Source organism: Olleya sp. YS, assembly GCF_029760915.1.
GTDB lineage: Bacteria > Bacteroidota > Bacteroidia > Flavobacteriales > Flavobacteriaceae > Olleya.
Genome location: NZ_CP121685.1, coordinates 1,995,409 through 2,014,303, shown reverse-complemented (window position 1 = coordinate 2,014,303; position 18,895 = coordinate 1,995,409). Strand labels below are relative to the sequence as shown.

General features: G+C 32.5%; 13 protein-coding genes. 4 read left to right on the top strand and 9 right to left on the bottom strand.

What is annotated here, in order from left to right; all coding sequences use genetic code 11:
* The first annotated feature begins 12 nt into the window (after positions 1 to 12).
* From Ollyesu_RS09190 to Ollyesu_RS09175, 4 genes are all read left to right on the top strand, one after another.
* Positions 13 to 4,830, top strand: a complete 4,818-nt coding sequence (locus Ollyesu_RS09190) for a choice-of-anchor L domain-containing protein (RefSeq protein WP_279300928.1) — start codon at positions 13 to 15, stop codon at positions 4,828 to 4,830.
* Between the two features lie 60 nt (positions 4,831 to 4,890).
* Positions 4,891 to 7,221, top strand: coding sequence for a choice-of-anchor L domain-containing protein (locus Ollyesu_RS09185; RefSeq protein WP_279300927.1), 2,331 nt, complete (start codon positions 4,891 to 4,893; stop codon positions 7,219 to 7,221).
* Positions 7,222 to 7,359: 138 nt separating this feature from the next.
* Positions 7,360 to 8,160 (top strand): hypothetical protein, encoded by an 801-nt coding sequence (locus Ollyesu_RS09180; protein ID WP_279300926.1) that lies wholly within the window; start codon positions 7,360 to 7,362, stop codon positions 8,158 to 8,160.
* A gap of 150 nt (positions 8,161 to 8,310) precedes the next feature.
* Positions 8,311 to 8,799: a hypothetical protein gene (locus Ollyesu_RS09175; RefSeq protein ID WP_279300925.1), complete on the top strand. Its 489-nt coding sequence runs from the start codon at positions 8,311 to 8,313 to the stop codon at positions 8,797 to 8,799.
* A gap of 167 nt (positions 8,800 to 8,966) precedes the next feature.
* Here Ollyesu_RS09175 and Ollyesu_RS09170 read toward each other — a convergent pair whose 3' ends face one another.
* From Ollyesu_RS09170 to Ollyesu_RS09130, 9 genes are all read right to left on the bottom strand, one after another.
* Positions 8,967 to 9,608, bottom strand: coding sequence for a DUF6266 family protein (locus tag Ollyesu_RS09170; protein ID WP_116497031.1), 642 nt, complete (start codon positions 9,606 to 9,608; stop codon positions 8,967 to 8,969).
* 137 nt (positions 9,609 to 9,745) lie between these two features.
* Positions 9,746 to 10,186 (bottom strand): hypothetical protein, encoded by a 441-nt coding sequence (locus tag Ollyesu_RS09165; protein WP_279300924.1) that lies wholly within the window; start codon positions 10,184 to 10,186, stop codon positions 9,746 to 9,748.
* A gap of 281 nt (positions 10,187 to 10,467) precedes the next feature.
* Positions 10,468 to 10,635 (bottom strand): hypothetical protein, encoded by a 168-nt coding sequence (locus Ollyesu_RS09160; RefSeq protein ID WP_279300923.1) that lies wholly within the window; start codon positions 10,633 to 10,635, stop codon positions 10,468 to 10,470.
* A gap of 773 nt (positions 10,636 to 11,408) precedes the next feature.
* Positions 11,409 to 11,606, bottom strand: coding sequence for a hypothetical protein (locus Ollyesu_RS09155; RefSeq protein ID WP_279300922.1), 198 nt, complete (start codon positions 11,604 to 11,606; stop codon positions 11,409 to 11,411).
* Between the two features lie 2 nt (positions 11,607 to 11,608).
* On the bottom strand, positions 11,609 to 12,484 hold the full coding sequence (locus Ollyesu_RS09150; RefSeq protein ID WP_279300921.1) for a serine dehydrogenasease: 876 nt from the start codon (positions 12,482 to 12,484) through the stop codon (positions 11,609 to 11,611).
* Between the two features lie 158 nt (positions 12,485 to 12,642).
* Positions 12,643 to 13,851, bottom strand: a complete 1,209-nt coding sequence (locus Ollyesu_RS09145) for a GIY-YIG nuclease family protein (protein WP_279300920.1) — start codon at positions 13,849 to 13,851, stop codon at positions 12,643 to 12,645.
* Entirely contained in the window at positions 13,844 to 15,904 is a 2,061-nt protein-coding gene (locus Ollyesu_RS09140; protein WP_279300919.1) for a DEAD/DEAH box helicase, read from the bottom strand. The genes Ollyesu_RS09145 and Ollyesu_RS09140 overlap by 8 nt, the downstream gene beginning before the upstream one ends.
* Positions 15,905 to 15,909: 5 nt before the next feature.
* Positions 15,910 to 18,657: a DNA methyltransferase gene (locus Ollyesu_RS09135; RefSeq protein ID WP_279300918.1), complete on the bottom strand. Its 2,748-nt coding sequence runs from the start codon at positions 18,655 to 18,657 to the stop codon at positions 15,910 to 15,912.
* Positions 18,658 to 18,668: 11 nt separating this feature from the next.
* Positions 18,669 to 18,854: a helix-turn-helix transcriptional regulator gene (locus tag Ollyesu_RS09130; protein ID WP_279300917.1), complete on the bottom strand. Its 186-nt coding sequence runs from the start codon at positions 18,852 to 18,854 to the stop codon at positions 18,669 to 18,671.
* Positions 18,855 to 18,895: the final 41 nt, after the last annotated feature.

The following is an 18,895-nucleotide window of genomic DNA, read 5'->3' as shown; positions in this document are numbered from 1 at the left end:
TTTAAAAACCTGATGAGACTTAACCTAAAACCCTCAATTTATTTTGTAGTAGCATTACTATCTACTATTAGTTATGCACAACAAATTACTGTAGATGATTCTTTTACTGCCCAACAACTAGTTGAAAATAATTTAGTTCAAGGTTGTGTAGAAGTCACCAATATTAATTCAATAGTTAACGGAAACGTTAATGGATTTTCAAGTTTTGGTTATTTTGAAAGAGCTGGATCTAACTTTCCATTTGAAAACGGAATTATGCTATCTACTGGAAATGCCAATTCTGCTGGAAACGTACAAAACACCAATCCATTAAACGAAGGGACTCCAACTTGGACGACAGATCCAGACTTAGAAGCTGCTTTAGGAATTACTAATACGTTAAATGCGACTTCTATAGAATTTGATTTTATTTCAACATCAAGCACTGTACAATTTAATTACATATTAGCATCAGAAGAATACTTTGCAGAATACCCTTGTCTATACTCAGATGGATTTGCATTTTTAATACGCGAAGCTGGTAGCGGTAATCCATATCAAAATATTGCTATGGTTCCTGGAACTAGTATTCCTGTAAATACCAATACCATTCATGACGAAATTGTTGGGTTTTGTCCAGCAGAAAACAATCAATATTTCGAGGGTTACAACCTTGGAGATACTAATTTTAACGGTCGTACAACAGTATTAACTGCATCTGCTAGCATCACACCAAACGTACAATACAATATAAAATTAATTGTAGCAGATCAAACTGATAGAAATTTTGATACTGCTGTGTTTATTGAAGGTAATAGTTTTACAGATAGTGTCAATTTAGGTGATGACATTACTACTTGTGATGCTTCAGTAACTTTAAATGCTAATACAAATAATCCACAAGCAACCTATGCTTGGTATGTTAATAGTACCATCATCAACGGAGAAACTAGTAGCTCACTAGTAGTAAATACTGATGGTAATTACACTGTAGAAATCACAGTCCCTTTAAATAATGACACCTGTACTTTTGAAGACACAGTTAATGTAGCCTTAAACACTTTACAAACAGGTCCAACAATATCAGACATTGAAGTATGTGATGATGCATCTAATGATGGTCAAGAAACCTTCGATTTAAGTACAAAATCTAATGAAATAGTATCAGTATTGCCTCCAGCAACCTATTCTATTACTTATCATGGTTCTCAATCTGCTGCAGAAAATGATCAAAACTCTTTTGTAACCATAACCAGTAATTCACCTGTACAACCAATATATTATAATGCACAAGACACAGCTTCAGGTTGTATTTATATCGGAACTTTCAACTTAATAATAAACCCGTTTCCAACCATTACAAACCCTACACCTTTAAGTGTTTGCTCTTCTGGTGGAGCTTCGGTAAACTTAACAGATAAAGACGATGAAATTTCAAACAGCAACCCTAACTATAATATAAATTATCACTTCAATCTTACAGATGCAGAGAGTGGTGCAAATCCTATAGATTCACCTTACACTCCAGCTAATAGTACCGAGACTTTATTTGTTAGTATTGTAGATATAACTACTGGTTGTAGTACGACAACTACTTTAGATATAGAGGCAAATACCAATCCACCACTCAATCCTGAAACTCAACAATTAGATGCTTGTGATCAAGATGGAGATGGTTTTGACAGCTTTGATTTAACCGAAAATAATGATGATGTTCTACAAGGTCTAACTAACGTAACTGTTACCTATCATGTCACTCAAGACGATGCAAACAACGGTTTAAATGCGATTACAAATCCAACAAACTTTCCTAATACAGACGACTTTGTACAAGTTGTATTTATTAGAGTGGAAGATAATACAACTGGTTGTGCGTCTATAGTTCCTTTAGAGCTACATACGATGCTATTAGAATCGGCAACAGAAATCATGGATTTTTACCGATGTGATGACCCTTCAAATGATGGTGTTTTAGATTTTGATTTGTTACAAATAGCTATAGAGATTATAAATGGTTTGGAGGACGTTACGATAGATTTTTATGAAACTGAAGCAGACCAATTAGCAAACACTAATCCAATAGATCAAAACGTATTATATACCGTTAACAATGCGCCACAAACACTATATATTGTTTTAAATAGCGTGACGTGTACCTATAATTCGTCGATACAATTAATTATTAATGACGGATTTGAAATTCAAGCTTTAACCACTCAAAATTATTGTGATACAGATGAAGATGGTTTTACTAGTATCGATTTAACAACCTTTGACGATTATGTCTCTACTGGTATCGCTGATGCGACTGTAACCTATTTTGAAACTCAAGCAGATGCAGATAATAATACAAACGCATTACCTCCTTTTTATGACAATACCAATAATCCTCTAACGGTTTACGTACGTGTACAAAACAGTGCTGGTTGTAGTGCAACCTCAGCGTTAACTATAGAAGTTTTACCTGCTCCAACAACTACCACTCCTAATGATATAGTAATTTGTGATGATGATCAAGATGGATTTTCTATCATTAATTTAACTGCTACTATTTCAGAGATGGTAACAGATACCACCAACAGAACATTCACATTTCACACCTCACAAGTAGATGCAGAAAGTAATACTGCAGCAATCACCAACGAGACCAATTACAATGCAGATACACAGATGGTATTTTGCAGAATAGAAAATTCAACTACAGGATGTTATTCAGTAGAAGCAATAACCATTTACGTAAATACATTACCTGTTTTTGACACAATTAGTACGTTAATAAGTTGTGAAACAGATGGTAACCAAATAGGCGAATTTATTTTTTCAGAAAAAGACACCGAAATATTAAATGGTCAAACTGGAAAAGAAGTATTATATTTTACTTCTCAAGCAGATGCAGACTCAGGGAATAACCCAATAGATAAAAATGCTGTTTTTGAAAACACTAGCCATCCGCAGACTATATACGTTCGTGTACAAAACGTCACAGATGCTAATTGTTTTGGCACAGCATCGTTTCAAATAGAAGTAGGATCTAACCCAATTTACAACGCACCAACAGATGTATTTGTGTGTGACGATGTTAGCAATGATGGATTTGAAACCTTCGACTTAACACAGATTTCTGCAGAAATCAGTCAAGGGTCACCAGAAACATTAAGTATTACTTACCATTTAACTATTGAAGATGCAGAAGCACAAACCAATGCATTACCAGATAATTTTACAACCACAGTCAATCCGCAGGAAGTTTTTGCAACTATAGATAACGGAACCTTTTGTAAAGCAATTGCAGCTTTTGAGTTTAATGTTATTGCTGTTCCAGAAACCAATATAGCTAGTGCCTTACAAACTTGCGATGATGATACAGATGGTTTTGCAACCTTTGATTTAACGGTTTCAGAATTTGAAGTATTGTCTGTAAGACAAGACAATACCGAAGTGCAATATTATACCTCTACCACAGATTTAGAACAAGGTACAAACCAGATTACAAATCCGTTTAGCTTTACAAACACCTCTAATCCTCAGACTGTTTATATTAAAGTCCTAAATACTGTGTCTAATTGTTATGCTGAAATTCCTTTAGAATTAATCGTAGAAGTACCACCAATTATCAATGACAATGTAACTATTAACACCTGTGAAGACGAAAGTTTTATTTACAATTTAAATGATGCTTTAGAGGATCTCATAGATACTTCTCAGACAATTGAAAGCGCTTTTTATGCCTCTCAAGCAGATGCAGACGCACAACAAAATCCGTTAGACCCAAATTACACCTATACTATTGGTACTCACACTATTTTTATAAGAGCACAATATCCTGGTAGTATGTGTTTTAATATCGAGTCTTTTGTTTTAGCAGCCAATCCAACACCAACTATTGGGACTATCCAAGACTTACAAACTTGTGACGACGATTTTGATGAGATTGCTAGTTTTAATTTAGGACAACAAACTGCTTCAATTATTGGTGGACAAAATGCCTCTATCCATACGGTTAATTATTTTACATCACAAAATGATGCAGAAAACAATACCAATGCATTAACTAATTTAAGTGTCAATTCTGAGAATAATACCATCTATTACGCAAGAATAGAAAATAATAACACAGGTTGTTATAACACAACAAGCTTTGCTACCATTGTTAACAGAAAACCAGAATTAGATATTCCTAATCAAGTGTTATGTTTAGATAACTTACCACTATTAGTCTCTGCAGAGACTAACGTATCTACAGACAGTTATTCGTGGTCAACTAATAGTACTAATAGTTATATAGAAATTACAGAAGTGGGTACCTACTCTGTAACTGTTACTACTCAATTTGGTTGTACAAACTCTACGACGTTTACGGTTTCAGAATCTGAAGCAGCAACAATTGAATTTACTGAAACTATCGATTTTTCAGACCCAAATAACATTACCATTGAAGTCTCAGGAATTGGTGATTACTTATATCAATTTGACGATGAAGAACCACAAGAATCTAACGTCTTTTATAACGTACCTATTGGTCCACACATCATTACGGTTATAGATTTAAACGGTTGTAATTCTACGTCTAAAGAGGTGGTCATTATTGATGTTCCAAAATTTGTAACACCTAATGGAGACGGTTATTTTGATACATGGCACATTACAGGAGTTGATCAATTAACTGGTACCATTGTAAACATCTATGATCGTTATGGTAAATTACTTAAAACATTAACACACACTTCTCAAGGTTGGGATGGTCGATATAATGGAAACCTAATGCCATCAAACGATTATTGGTATGTTGCAGATGTTAAAAAAGGGACTGTAGAATTTCAGATAAAAGGGCATTTTACACTTAAGCTTTAACATTTATTTATTCATTAAAAAAATAATTGTTACTTACCTTTGCAAACCAGTAAAATTGGTATGCAAAAAGCAATTATTATTTTTCTTTTTTTATGGACAAGTATGGTAACTGCACAAAATGTAGTTACCGACTCACAAACCTATACTCCACAACAACTTATAGAGGATATTTTAATAGATAGCAATTGTATAACCAATGTACAAGTCACCAATGTCGTTGGCGGAAATTTTGGTGGTGCAGACCAAAGTTATGGTTATTTTGATGCGACAGGAACTACCTTTCCGTTTCAAAGTGGTGTGGTTTTAAGTACAGGTCGATTAACTAATGTTAATGGTCCCAACACGTCTTTAAGTGACGATGATGCGCCAAATTGGTCTGGAGACCAAGATTTAGAAACCATTTTAAATGAAAGTGATACGTTTAATGCTACTATAATCGAGTTTCAGTTTACCTCTACTGCTACACAAATTAGTTTCAACTATATATTTGCTTCAGAAGAATATCAAGAAGGCAATCCAAACACGTGTCAATTTTCAGATTTATTTGGTTTTTTAATTCGCGAAAGTGGGCAACAACAATATGAAAATATTGCATTAGTACCTAACACACAAACTCCTGTAAAAGTCACTACTGTGCATCCAGAAATTCTTGGAGGTTGCCAAGCAGAAAACGAGTTTTATTTTGAAAGTTGGAACAACAATACAGCTCCAATTAACTTTAATGGACAAACAAAAGTCTTGTCGGCTGTAGCAAACACAACACCTAATACAACTTACGAAGTTAAATTAGTAATTGCAGACGAGTTTAACTATCGTTATGATTCTGCGGTCTTTTTAGAAGCTGGAAGTTTTGAGTTTACTACAGATTTGGGACCTAATTTATTAGAAAGTACCAACAACGCGTTGTGTCCAAACCAGACCATTCAACTAGATGCCACACAAGCAGAAAACAACAGTTATGCTTGGTTTGAAAACGGAGTATTATTGCCTACAGAAACCAATCCAATCCTAGACGTAGATAATCCTGGAACGTATAATGTAGAAGTCACTTTAGCTAATGGTTGTATTAGTTATGGAGACATTATTATCGAAGCGTTTGCACCTTTTACAACACCAAACACCACGTTAACTGCTTGCGATTTAGAGCAAGACGGAATCACACAATTTAATCTTTTTGATGCCGATTTAGACATCACCTCAGGAGACCCAAATCTATCCATTGTTGGATTTTTTCAGTCACAAACAGATGCGCAGCAGCAACAAAACGCGATAGCAACACCAGAATATTTTCAAAACACCTCTACTAATCAAACGGTGTTTGCATTAATAGAAAATGGTCAAACTGGTTGTACAACTATTTCAGAAATTACTTTACAAATCTCTAATAATAGCTTACCAGTCTATAACTTAGAAGCCTGTGACAACAATCCAATTGATGGTATTACAAGTTTTAATTTGGACCAAGTCACTGTGCAAATCATACCTTTAGTTCCAGCAGATGCCAACATTTATTATTATCTAAATGCAGACGACGCTTTTTCGGAAAGCAATCCGTTGCCAACAAATTTTGAGTCTACAATAGCAAACCTACAAACTATTATTGCGCAAGTCACCACCAATAGTTCTGACTGTTACGCCATTACCGAAGTTAATTTAAGCGTATTATATACACCAGACATTTTAGACAACGAAACCATTGAGTATTGCCTAAATAATTATCCAGAAACCCTAACGTTAGTAGGTGGCGTTTTAAACGATTCACCAAGTAATTATTACTACCAATGGTTACTTAACGGAACAGATACAGGTGTTAACACCTCCTTTATCGAAGTAAACCAAATTGGAACCTACACGGTTATTATTACAGACCCAAACGGTTGCTCTAATACAAGAGATATAACTATCATCTCAATAGAAGCACCAATAATAGACAGCATAGACTTTACAGAACTAACCACTAACAATACGGTAACCGTTAACGTCTCTAACACGCTAGAGGTAGAATATGCATTGGACAACGCTAGTTTTCAGCCTTCAAATATATTTACCAATGTAGCACCAGGATTACATACTGTTTATGTCAGAGATTTGGAGGGTTGCGGACAAACGGAACAGACCATTGCTATTTTAGGATTTCCTCAATTCTTTACACCAAATGGAGATACCTATAACCAATATTGGAAACCAAAAGGAATGACTGCCCAATTCAATGCCAATTTAGACATTAAAATATTTGATCGATTTGGTAAATTCTTACACCAAATTAACCCAGAAACTGAAGGTTGGAATGGGACACTACAAGGTAACCCGTTACCAACTAACGACTATTGGTACTTCGTGACACGACCTAACGGACAAACCTATCGTGGACATTTTAGTTTGGTTAGATAAATTTATTTAAATAAATTAAAATAATTATATTCGGGATATCAACACTATAAAAGTGTCCATATCCTGAAATATTTACGGGATATAGACAATAAAACTTACTATATAACGAGTTGGCAGCAATTTGAACCAAGCCACAGAATGAACAGAATAGAAAGAGATAGATATATAGCTTGGGTTGGTTATTCAAGTGGAGATATTCAAATTTGGGGACAATACGAACGATTATTTGAATTTATTTTTGAGGAATATCCAAAGACAAAAAGAAGATTTGATGAGATTTCATTACCTACTCTGTTTACATTATCTCACGCAATTGAATTAGGACTCAAAGAGAATATTAAATTTTTCAAACAATATCACGAATCAAGTCTTCTATCGAAATTTAAGAATTGGATTTTACTTAAAAAAAGTCACGATTTGAAAAGTCTATCAGAAGAGTTTAAATCTGGTTACAACAAATTACATAAAAAAGTAAAAGCTGACAACGAAGAAAAAGAGGAATTTAATAGATATTTTAAATCATTGAAAGTACTGATTTCATTGCTTGACCGAAATTCAGAAACTTATAGATATTATTACAAAATTGACAATAAAGGAGATACGATAAAGGAAAGTATTGACCGAATGAAAAAAATTGACTTTCTTGAAATTAAAGAACATTTTGACGAAGTAAAAACTCTTTTAATTGGTGCACCAAATTCATTAGGAATTTATACTGACTTTATTGATTTTCAAAAAGAAAATCCTGATTACAAAAAAGGAAAAGGATATTTATATTGTCAAAAACTTCATTACACCGAACATTTTTTGGAAAATGTAAAAGAAACACTAAATGAACGAATGACTAAAATAAGTGATGACAGATGGTTTGACACAAAAACTGGAGAAAACTTTGAAATAGAAATATACAAAGATGACATTTATATAATTGCAGTCTGAAATGAAAACTGCTGGCAACAACGTGTATAATTAATTACTACGAATTTCCTAATCGGAAATTCACACCAATTAATTAACTTAGTCACTAATCGGAAAATGACTCGCGTCCTTTTCCGTAACCAATCATACACGAAACCGTTGTAAACAATTATGAACGAACGTGAAGACTACTTCAGAATTTCCAAAAATGGACACGTTCACACACTGAGCGATAGAATTCCATTTAACTGGAAAGAACTATTGATTTGGACTTCTACTTCATTCATATTCCTGATTTGGTTTCTCGGAATTGGAATCGGAATTTTTGTTGCGATTTTGACTTTAATCGGATACACCATTTACCGATTTGCTTCTTGGATTTACTACTCGGAATTAAAAATAGACGAGAAAAACGGAAAATTAATTCGATTGAAAAAAATACTCGACCGAACTCAAAAAACGGAATTGATAAGTGAAAAGTTTGACCCAAACCGATTTGAATACTCGGAATTAACTCGGAGCGGAAAAACTAAGTTCTTAATGAATTATCGGACACATAAAAACAATGAATTATTAATTTTAAAAAATAAAGCAGACAAAGAACTGATTGAAAAATATATCGCTGAAAAAATAACTGTTTACAACAATGTATTATATTAATTAACTCAATTAACCCTTATAAATAAAGGGTTTTAAAAGATTAATTAAAAAAGGGTACAACATAGGTATAACATTTTAACCAATAATTAGAAGTAATCTAAAGGCATAAAAAAACCGCTTCTAAATTAATAGAAACGGTTTATAAAATGTATTTAAACTTAAAGTTATTAAGCAGCCGTACCAGAGCCTAAATACACACTATTTGATACTTGACTACCATCAGCAGAAACAAACGCCATAAATAGCTCTACTGTGTCTCCTGCATAGGTGTTTGGAATTGTTACCGATTGAGAACCTGCTGTTCTGTCTGCACCATCTAAAATATAAACAGATTCTTTTTTACTTGGATTGTAAACTAACAACATTGCTTTATCTGTTGCATTTGCGTTACCCTCTGCCGAGTTATCACCCCAACCAAAATCCACTTGTCCTGGTGTTGTTAAGTCAGTAGTACCGTTTAACACTCCAGATAAAGAACCTCTACTCAATAAAGCTAAAGAATAATCGATTGTGAAGTTAGGCGCAATCCCTCCTACTGCATTATTTAATACATAAGACATTGCAGCATTAAATTCGGTTTTCTTTGTCGCAAAAGACTTGTAACCAACTTTTAAAAACTCTTTGTTTGGCTGTAAATATTCCAATGTAACCGTAAATTTATTACGTTGGTTTACTTGCCCCTCTGTTCGAGGATTCGCCACGCTTGATGGCTTAATTCTGATGTAGTCAATACCTTTCCAACTACCACCAATTACGTTACCTACTTTTCCAGATAATCCGCCTAAAATTCCTTGAGAAATCTTTCCCATAATATAAAACAATTTAAAATTAAACTCCTTTGGATTTGGTACGGACTTTATATTGCTTTAAAACCTTTATTTCACTATAAATATAACGAAAATAATGCCATTGTGTTACTGTTTTAGGGCGTTACGATGCCTTTGCATCAAGCTTCATTTGTTTGCATTAATTTGAAACAATTACGAATGTATGCAACTTTTAAAACTGCCATTTTATCAATGACATTTTGAAGCTCTTTTTCTTTTTTACTGATAACCTCAACCGCTTTAATATGTTTTTGCATCTGGTCGTTTATATTTGAAGTAGATTTTAAACCTTTTTTAAGCGTGTTTCTGCAATCATCTAGAGAAATAAACGGAATAACACTACCTTTTAAATAATAAGCGTAAAAACCGCCTATTTGCAACATCATAGATAAATGAAAAAGTGTGTTTTTATCTGTTTCGGTTTTTGTGATTACTACAAAACAGTTAGGACAAGGATTTGAAAGCGGTTTTCCGCTGTTAAGTCCTTTGTTTAGGATAAAAAAATGAGGGTTCGAGTAGGTTCTTCCGATTTGGTGTGTTTTCATTTCAAAATAAGGCATAGCTATCCAATTAAAAGTTCGCTACGCTCACACATATTTTTTTTGAAAATGAAAAAGAAAAAAATTAAAAAAAGAAAGCCTTTCGCTTTGTGGCGTGGGTAAGGCTGTCAAGCTTTTTTTAAAAAAGTTTTTGAAAAATTTTATTGAAAAGGAAATTGCATTAATTAAAGCCAAAAGTTGTTTTGCAGTACTAATAAAAAGTTTTTTAAAAAACCGTAGGCTTGAGCTTTATAGCCTTAAAGCGTGGGCTGTAGGAAGCCACATATATTTGCTATCTTTTATTAATTTAATGTTATACCTGCCAATATAACTATTATAACAAGCATAATGATTGTGAAAAGTTTAGTACCAAAAGAATCATCACTTTCAGGAATTTCGATTTTATTACCGTTTTCATCTAAATCGTGTGGAAAGAATAAATCAAATAAATCTTCAATCATTTTTTTCATAGTATAAATTTAACTTTTTTGGGGAATTAACACTTAAAAAAATAGGTTTTAGTACCGTATTGAGCGTTGGATTAAGCGTTTGTATGGGTAGCGTTTTAAATAGTTGTTTGATAAAACAGCATTTAAACAAGCTACTTATACAGGACTTTTAGACAATAGCTTATTGCTTTTTTGAGGCACGATAAAAAGTAATGTGCTATGGCGTAGTACTACACTTTATAAACCTATTTTTTTATAACCGCTGACTTGGGTGGTGGGGAAAAGTGGACTATGGTATTTGTTAACGAAATGAAACAAACAAAGACTTGAGGTAAGGAATACTTGGACTTAACGATGGTTTTGTGCAGCTTGAATGAGATAACGAATATTATTATCAATTAACGGAAACCTTAAAATGTACTGATGTTTAATGTTAGTTCAAAATGTGGTTTAATGTTCGGAATTGCGCGTTGGAATAGCGGATATTTTACATAATACCAGTTATAGCTACAAAATGCATTAACACTGCGATAGCAAACCATTGAAAAGTGCCGTTTGCTACTATAACTTGTATTATGTAAACATAGCTTTGGGTAGTTTTTGGTGTGAGCGTTGGCAACAGCTCTTTACTTTTTTATTGTGCCTATTTATAAAAATATAATAGTTTAAATAAAACAAGTAATGTGCTGTGTGAGGGTTGGCAACCAAAAACTACAAGCGCGTTGGCGAGCGGAACAAAATAAAAGACAGAGGATTTTGAGGTACGAAAAAACTGGGTTTTATTTTGTGGGGAATTATCTGTTAAAAGTAATATTAGAACTAAATGCTTTTTCTTTAGGCATTAAATTATTACCTCTCGGTTTAGCTACACCAGAACTAACCAAAGAATCATAAATTCTTGAAGCCTCAATATATTTTTTCACATTAGAAATCTCTGAAGAATTAATTTTGTTACCCTTAAGAACTTTATCTAATTTATCAGAAGTCAACATATTTATATAAATAATTTGGTTTGAACAAAAATAGGTAATTTATTCGATTTAACATAATCTGAAAGTAAATCATAGTATTGACGAATCAAAGACCTTAAAGGCTCATTATTACTATAATCCTCTATTTTCAACCGTAGTTTTTCTTCTAAAGTTTCAATATTAATAGGTCTACCGTGGGACTTCCATTCGTTATTATTACTTAAAATATCTGCAATTTCCTCTGCTCTAGCTTCTTTTTCTTCTATTGTTACATCTTGACCAATTAATACTGGATTAGTTTGATGCTTTTCCCAATTTTTAAATTTATATTTAACTAACCATTTTTTTAAAAGTGAAATTGTTAATTCTTTAGCTTGTTCATATCCTTTAAGTTCTGCTAAATCAAAATCCTTTAATATGATAAATTCAGCTTGTGTCAAACTATCATTTTGAGCTTTTTCAATTAACTCGTTTACTTTATCTAAATAACCTAGTGCTGCAACCCAGTTACCTTCTTTATTTTGTACTTGAGGATCTATTGGACCAAGTACAGAAAAATAATCCATATATATATTATCACCACTCATACAAAAAATAGTACCTGCACTAAAAGCATAATCTGGTATTATAAAATTAACTTCTTTATAATGATGTCGCATTATATTTACATAGCGTTCTACTGCAATTGCACTCCCACCACCAGTTGTTAATACAACAAATAATTTATCTTTCTTATGTTCTGAAGAAGCTAAATCCTCTATAATCTTTAATATGATGCTTTCATTACCATCTATTATTTGACCATAATAAGTAAAGATGTCTGCATCTAATAAATTTGATAAATCATTTAATTTATCACTTAATATTTTCTTTATTGAATCATCAACTGGTGGCTTCATATAATGCTTTTATTTTTTTGTTTAAGATAAATTGTTAATTAAACTGTTTTCTCAAAATCATCGCAAATATGGTGTACTATATCTTCTATTTCTTTAATGAAGAATTGACAAAATGTTTTACGATTTCTTCTGATGTGTTTTTTAAAATCTTTTGTAAATCAATACTTTTTTAAACTAGCTGATTTAACATCATAATAATAATCTTCAATTGTACCGTCTTTTATTTTCTCTACAACTTCATCGATTATAAAAATAGGTACTAAAAACCATTCTTTTGGGTTTACTGGCTTACCAAAACGGTCTTTAATATCAATATCTAACTTTGCGTTTTTAAAGAAAGATTGTATTAGATTTTCTAATTTATGTCGTTTGATATTTGCTAATTTATAAGTTGCAATAACCTCAACATCTGCCATTAAAAAAGTAGGGTCGTTCTTTGCATTTACTATACGCTTATTAATATCATTTCCTGTAACCCCAATTTTATGAAACACGTCTCTATTTTCAATAATCAAAGGATTGTTAGAATTTGACCTTAAAACATAAATAATACCACTTTCTAAATCATCACTTTCTAATTCATCTGAAAACAAAGGACCCAAACCTGGTGTTGTTACAAAACGACTTGTTTCATCTTTATACATTGCTCTTATAAGTGAACGCTGTAATAAATCGTTTTCTGTACCATTATCGTAAATTACTCTTAAACGCGCATCTTCTTCGCCGTTTGGTGCTTGAAAAATTTCACCTTTATTTGCAATATAAGCCATTTGCCCTCTTATGATTACAAATAGCTTTTCTTGAATTAAGGTTTTTGTAAAACCAGAATCCTTTCTAAAACGGACAGTTTCTCTAAAGCCGTTTTCTATTTCTTTTTTTGTCTTTTCAAATAGTGGCTTAAACTTCTCAAAGTCTTCACAAATTGTTCTATTTGCAAATTCTTCAACAGCTCTTTTTTCTGCTCTTGTTTTAACGTGCTTAAGATTAGTTATTGAATTTTCTTCTTCTTCAACACCTAGAAGATTTAATAATTCATCATCATCAATATCACTTGGAACATCAACTGTGTTTATTATTTCTCCAGATAAAATATTCTGATTATCAAACTCTTTAAGCAAATCTACAAACTCTTGCTTTTCTTTAATTTTTTCTAATCTAACAGCATATAATCTTTCAAAAATATCATTTTCTTCTCCGTGACGTGGTAGACGATTATGTTCATCAACAAATTTTTGAATTTCTTCAAAACCTGCAATAACACGCTCTTCTGAAGCTGTAAAAGTAGTTTTCTTTTTTACTTCTACCTCTACACCTAAAGCTGCTAATAACTCATCGTCTTCAGCTGTAAATTTATCTTTTTTAGCCATTTTGTTCTTCTGATTTTTTTCTAGCTAAATATGCAATACCTTGTGCCATACGTTGCTCCCAAGGATCTGCTGATTTAATATCTGGCAATCTCCCTCGTTCATTTTTAAACTTTAAAGCTCGTTTAGCCAATTCTCTAGCTTCTTCAAGATTAATATTAGGCTTTTTCCCAGATATAACTTCAGCCATTGCTTTTAAGCTTTTTTCTGTCATTGCTTTTGAAAGGATTGAGTATGCTTCACTAAATGGATTTATACTATCAATCCAATCTACATCTAAATCTCTAACATCCATAGCAAATTTTCTAATACCATCAATTAAAGCTGTATTTGCTTTAATATTATCATTCTCTTCATTATTTATAGATTGCTTCGCCATTTGAGTAATATTAAGAGCTGCTATAGCGTGCTGTCTAATAGCCTCAATATCTTCATCATCAATTTCTGGATACTTCTCTTTAATAATTTTACCTAAACGTACTTGAGTTAATTCTTGTGGCACTAATTCTTCATCAAACAACCCTCTACCAATTGAATCTTTATCTTGCGCAAAAGCTGCAATTACCTCGTTTAAATCTTCTTTACATATACGTTTTGCATCTTCACTTTCTGGCATTGCTAAACCTTTAATTTCAACTTGAAATTCGCCTTTTTCTTCATTCCATCCAACATTCTCCTTGTTAGGGTCATAACCACCTTCACCATAATCATAGCCTTCTTGTTCTTTACTTTGAGGATTTTTAGGTGTGAAATTGAATTTTGGTGCTAGAACTTGTTCCATTAATAAACTCGCTGAAATAGCTTTTAGCGTATCATTTACAGCATCTGTCACAGAATCTTCAGAAGCATCTACCTCTGCTATTAAATTAGTGAATCTTGCTTGTGTTTTATTTGGGGCGTCACGAGTTGCTCTACCTATAATTTGAACAATTTCTGTTAAACTAGAACGATACCCTATTGTTAAAGCGTGTTCGCACCAAATCCAATCAAAACCTTCTTTTGCCATACCTAAAGCTATAATAATATCTACGTGGTCTCGATTCGTTTTAATTTCTGGCATTTTCAATGCTGCTTGCACTAAAGGTCGTTTAGAAGCATCATCATTTACAAGGTCTGCTATTTTTATGATTTTACCTGAATTTGTTTTTACAATATGAAAACCAGTAGCTTCTTCAATACCTTGCCATTCTCCTAATTCATTTAAAATATTATCTACCTCTTGATGTTTAAATCTAGTACCTCCAATACTTTCCCTAGAATTGACATTTGGAATATGAATGATTGTTTTTTCATCTGGATTTAAAACTTTTGTTAGGTCGTCTGTATAAGCTCCACTATAAAAATAATAGCCAATATTTAAAGTTTTTAAATGCTCATAACCACTTAATTGCTCATAATAGGTATAGGTTACTGGTTCAAATTTCAATTCATCATCAGGCATTAAAACAGGGTTAGCATCGCCTCTAAAATAAGAACCAGTCATAGCTACAATATGTACTTTATCTCTTTCTATAAAATCTTTAAGTTGAGAACCTAATACATTATTATCATTAGCACTAACGTGATGAAACTCGTCTATTGCAATTAATCTATCATCAAAAATTTCAACACCAAAACGTTCTACTGCAAAGCGAAATGTAGCGTGTGTACAAACTAAAACTTTATCTTCACTTTCCAGAAAAGCTTTGACTGAATTTACTTTACCGCCATCTTCTCCTGGTGAATTACATAAATTCCATTTTGGTGTCACTACCCAATCATAATAATATCCATATTTAGATAATGGCTCGTTATTAAAACTTGAACCAATAGATTTTTCTGGTACTGCAATAATAGCCTGCTTAATACCTTGATTATTTAGTTTATCTAAAGCTATAAACATTAACGCTCTACTTTTACCAGATGCGGGCGGTGATTTAATTAATAGATATTGTTCACCTCGTTTTTCATATGCTAACTCTTGCATAGCACGCATCCCCAACTCATTAGAGGTAACGGAACTACCGTTATTATTATAGTTTACTGTAATTGTAGGTATATTTTTTTCTTTACTCATTCTTATTATTTTTTGGCAGTCATTTTAGTGTAGAGTTCAAATAGTTTTTCTAAACGCTCGGTATCATTTTTAAATTTACGACCAATATAAATACGCTCTAAAACTTCATCATTACGTTCGTGCGCTAATCTCAAATCTTTAGGCATTTTTTCTGGGTCGTATAAGTCCGCTATTGTTGCTGGGAAATGACGTTCTCTTGCAATTAGTATTTCTTCGGCACAAGCTGTTAAGTCTTCTTTATTTTTTTTTGTTAAGGTTGGCAATGGGAACGTATTCCAACCTAAGGTATTTGAATAAGAAAATCTCATTTCTAAACGGACACAAACCGTACCTATCCAAACCCAGTGTAGACGAGAGGCAATCAAAGCCATATTCCATAAAGGCGCATCATATATGGTAAAAGCTTTAGCATATATTATTGCATCTTTCTCCAATAAACCTACAGGTAAATATGGTCGTTTCTCTGAACTTACAGCAGGAACAATTATAGAATGTTTATTAGCTAAACCTTGTATTTGCCTAAATTTCCAAGAATACTCTGCATATTTTCTAGTAGAAGCAGCCTTACTAGCAAGCCTCATTTCACGAACGCCTTCTATTCTTCTAGCTATTGAAGGAATACTTTGCGCCTCATCAAGATTCTCATCCTCTATCCAGATACAAAATCGACTTATACCTTTGATAAATTCTGCAGAACCATAAAATCTTCGTATAAAGCGAGCCTTTTGGTCTGTGTTAAGATTTAATTTTTCTACTTCATCTTTTGAAAGTAATAAATGTCCTCCATCAGTTGGTTTATTACCCCATACCATTTGACTATTCTCATCAAAAGGTTTTCTTGTATTATTTACGATTACATTTTCTCCTTCTACTAAATATGCGTTAATTGATGCAACAGACTTATCATATAATTGTCCATCAGAATTATAATCATATAATTTTTTCTCTATACGGTTTTCCTTACTAATACCTACTATAATAACCGTTACACCTGCATTGTAACTTGCTAAATTAGCCCATTTAAAAGAAGTGTGAGCAAACACTATTTTTTGACCTGTTTTAAAAATTAATGGCCAAAGAATAGGAACTTGTTGACCTTGACAAATAGAATTAGTTGCAACCAAAGCTGTCGTGCAAGAAGTTTTTTCACTATACTCAGCTGCTTTCATAAACCAACAAGCAACATAATCTAAAGATTTCCAACTAGATGTTTTATTTTCAAATATTGCTTTTACATCTGATTTTTGCTCAGCTGTTTGCCACGTTGAACCTTTATAAGGTGGATTACCACAGATGTAAGTTTCCCCACCTTCATTATCAAAATCAATTTGAGCTTGATTTAAAGGTGTTGAAAATAAATCGTCTCCTTGAAGTTTTACACCAGTTCCTGTAGGTGGACAAACTGATAACCAATTAAGCGTTAATGCATTTCCTTTAACAATCCAATTTTCAGCATCTAAGGGTAGAAATTCCGCAAGAGCAAGTCTTTGCCCTCTATACAACACATCACATTGGTATTCTGCAATAATTAATGCCAAACGTGCTACTTCTGCTGAAAAATCTTTTAATTCAATACCTCTAAAGTTCGTTAATGGTATTTCACTTGCTTTATTAATTTCACCACGTTTAATGTTAATCTCATTTTCTATTTTACGCATTTCTTTATACGCAATTACAAGGAAATTACCTGAACCACAAGCAGGGTCAAATACTCGTATGTGTGCCATACGATTACGTAAATTGAGTAGTTTACGACTGTTATCTTCTGCTTTTTCTAATTGCTCTCGTAAATCATCTAAAAATAAAGGATTTAATACTTTTAAAATATTTGGTACAGAAGTATAATGCATCCCTAACGAACCACGTTCATCTTCGTCTGCAACAGCTTGAATCATTGACCCAAATATATCTGGGTTAATTTGCTTCCAATCTAAACTACCTACGTGTAATAAATAAGAACGTGCTATTTTAGTAAACTTCGGTACTTCTGTAGAACCAGAAAATAACTCACCATTTACATAAGGAAACTTTTTACCCCAAACTTTGATATTTTCTTTTTCACGATTTTCGAGCTTTGTATCCATTGCTCTAAAAATCTCACTTATTACCTCGTGTGTATTTGAAGCATCAGGGTCACTTATTTTTTGAATGGTATCTGTAAAAAGATTATCGTCTTTGAAAATATCCGTATCCTCCGCAAAAAAGCAAAAAATTAATCTTGCCAAAAAGTGATTCATATCTGGACGACGTTCTATTGTTGCCCAATCTGGATTATGTTGTAATAACTCTACATAAAGTTTATTTAAACGACTTGTAGCTTTAATATCAAATGCGCTTTCACGTATTTGTTTTACTGTTGTAATATTTGCTAGTGAAAGGAAAAAACCGAAATAATTATGAAAGTCTTTGTACTCACAAACAACTGTTTCACCTGTTATTATGTTTTCGGCTTGAAAATCTAAACCATCTGTAGCTAAGATAAATTCTACTTTACTCTTTTGTGTTGATGGACTATTACGTAATATCTCTAAAGATTCTGTTACTTTTCCTTTTTTACTAGTAAGTATATGGATATTATTACGCTGTAGAATTGCACCCTTAACATCTGTTTTATTTGAAGTACCACTACGTAACTTTTTAATAGTCGTACTTTTATTACCAAAAGCCTCTAAAAAAGAAAAAGGAAATTCCTCTGCTTCAAAAGGCTTTAATGCCAATTCCGATACTGCTTCTTCTATTTCTACTGCGTTCATTAAATACTATTTTATGAAATCAATAATTCCTTTGGATTAACATCTAATATTTTTGCTATTTCATATAACACTTCTAAACTTGGTTGGTTTCTGTTTTGAACATAACCATTAACTGTATTAAAGCTTTTACCTAGCTTATCTGCTAACCATACCTGTTTTATGCCTTTTTCTTCTAAAACTTCTTTTATACGGTTCATAAGGGAAAAATTGAAACACTAAATATATATGTTTTGCTTGA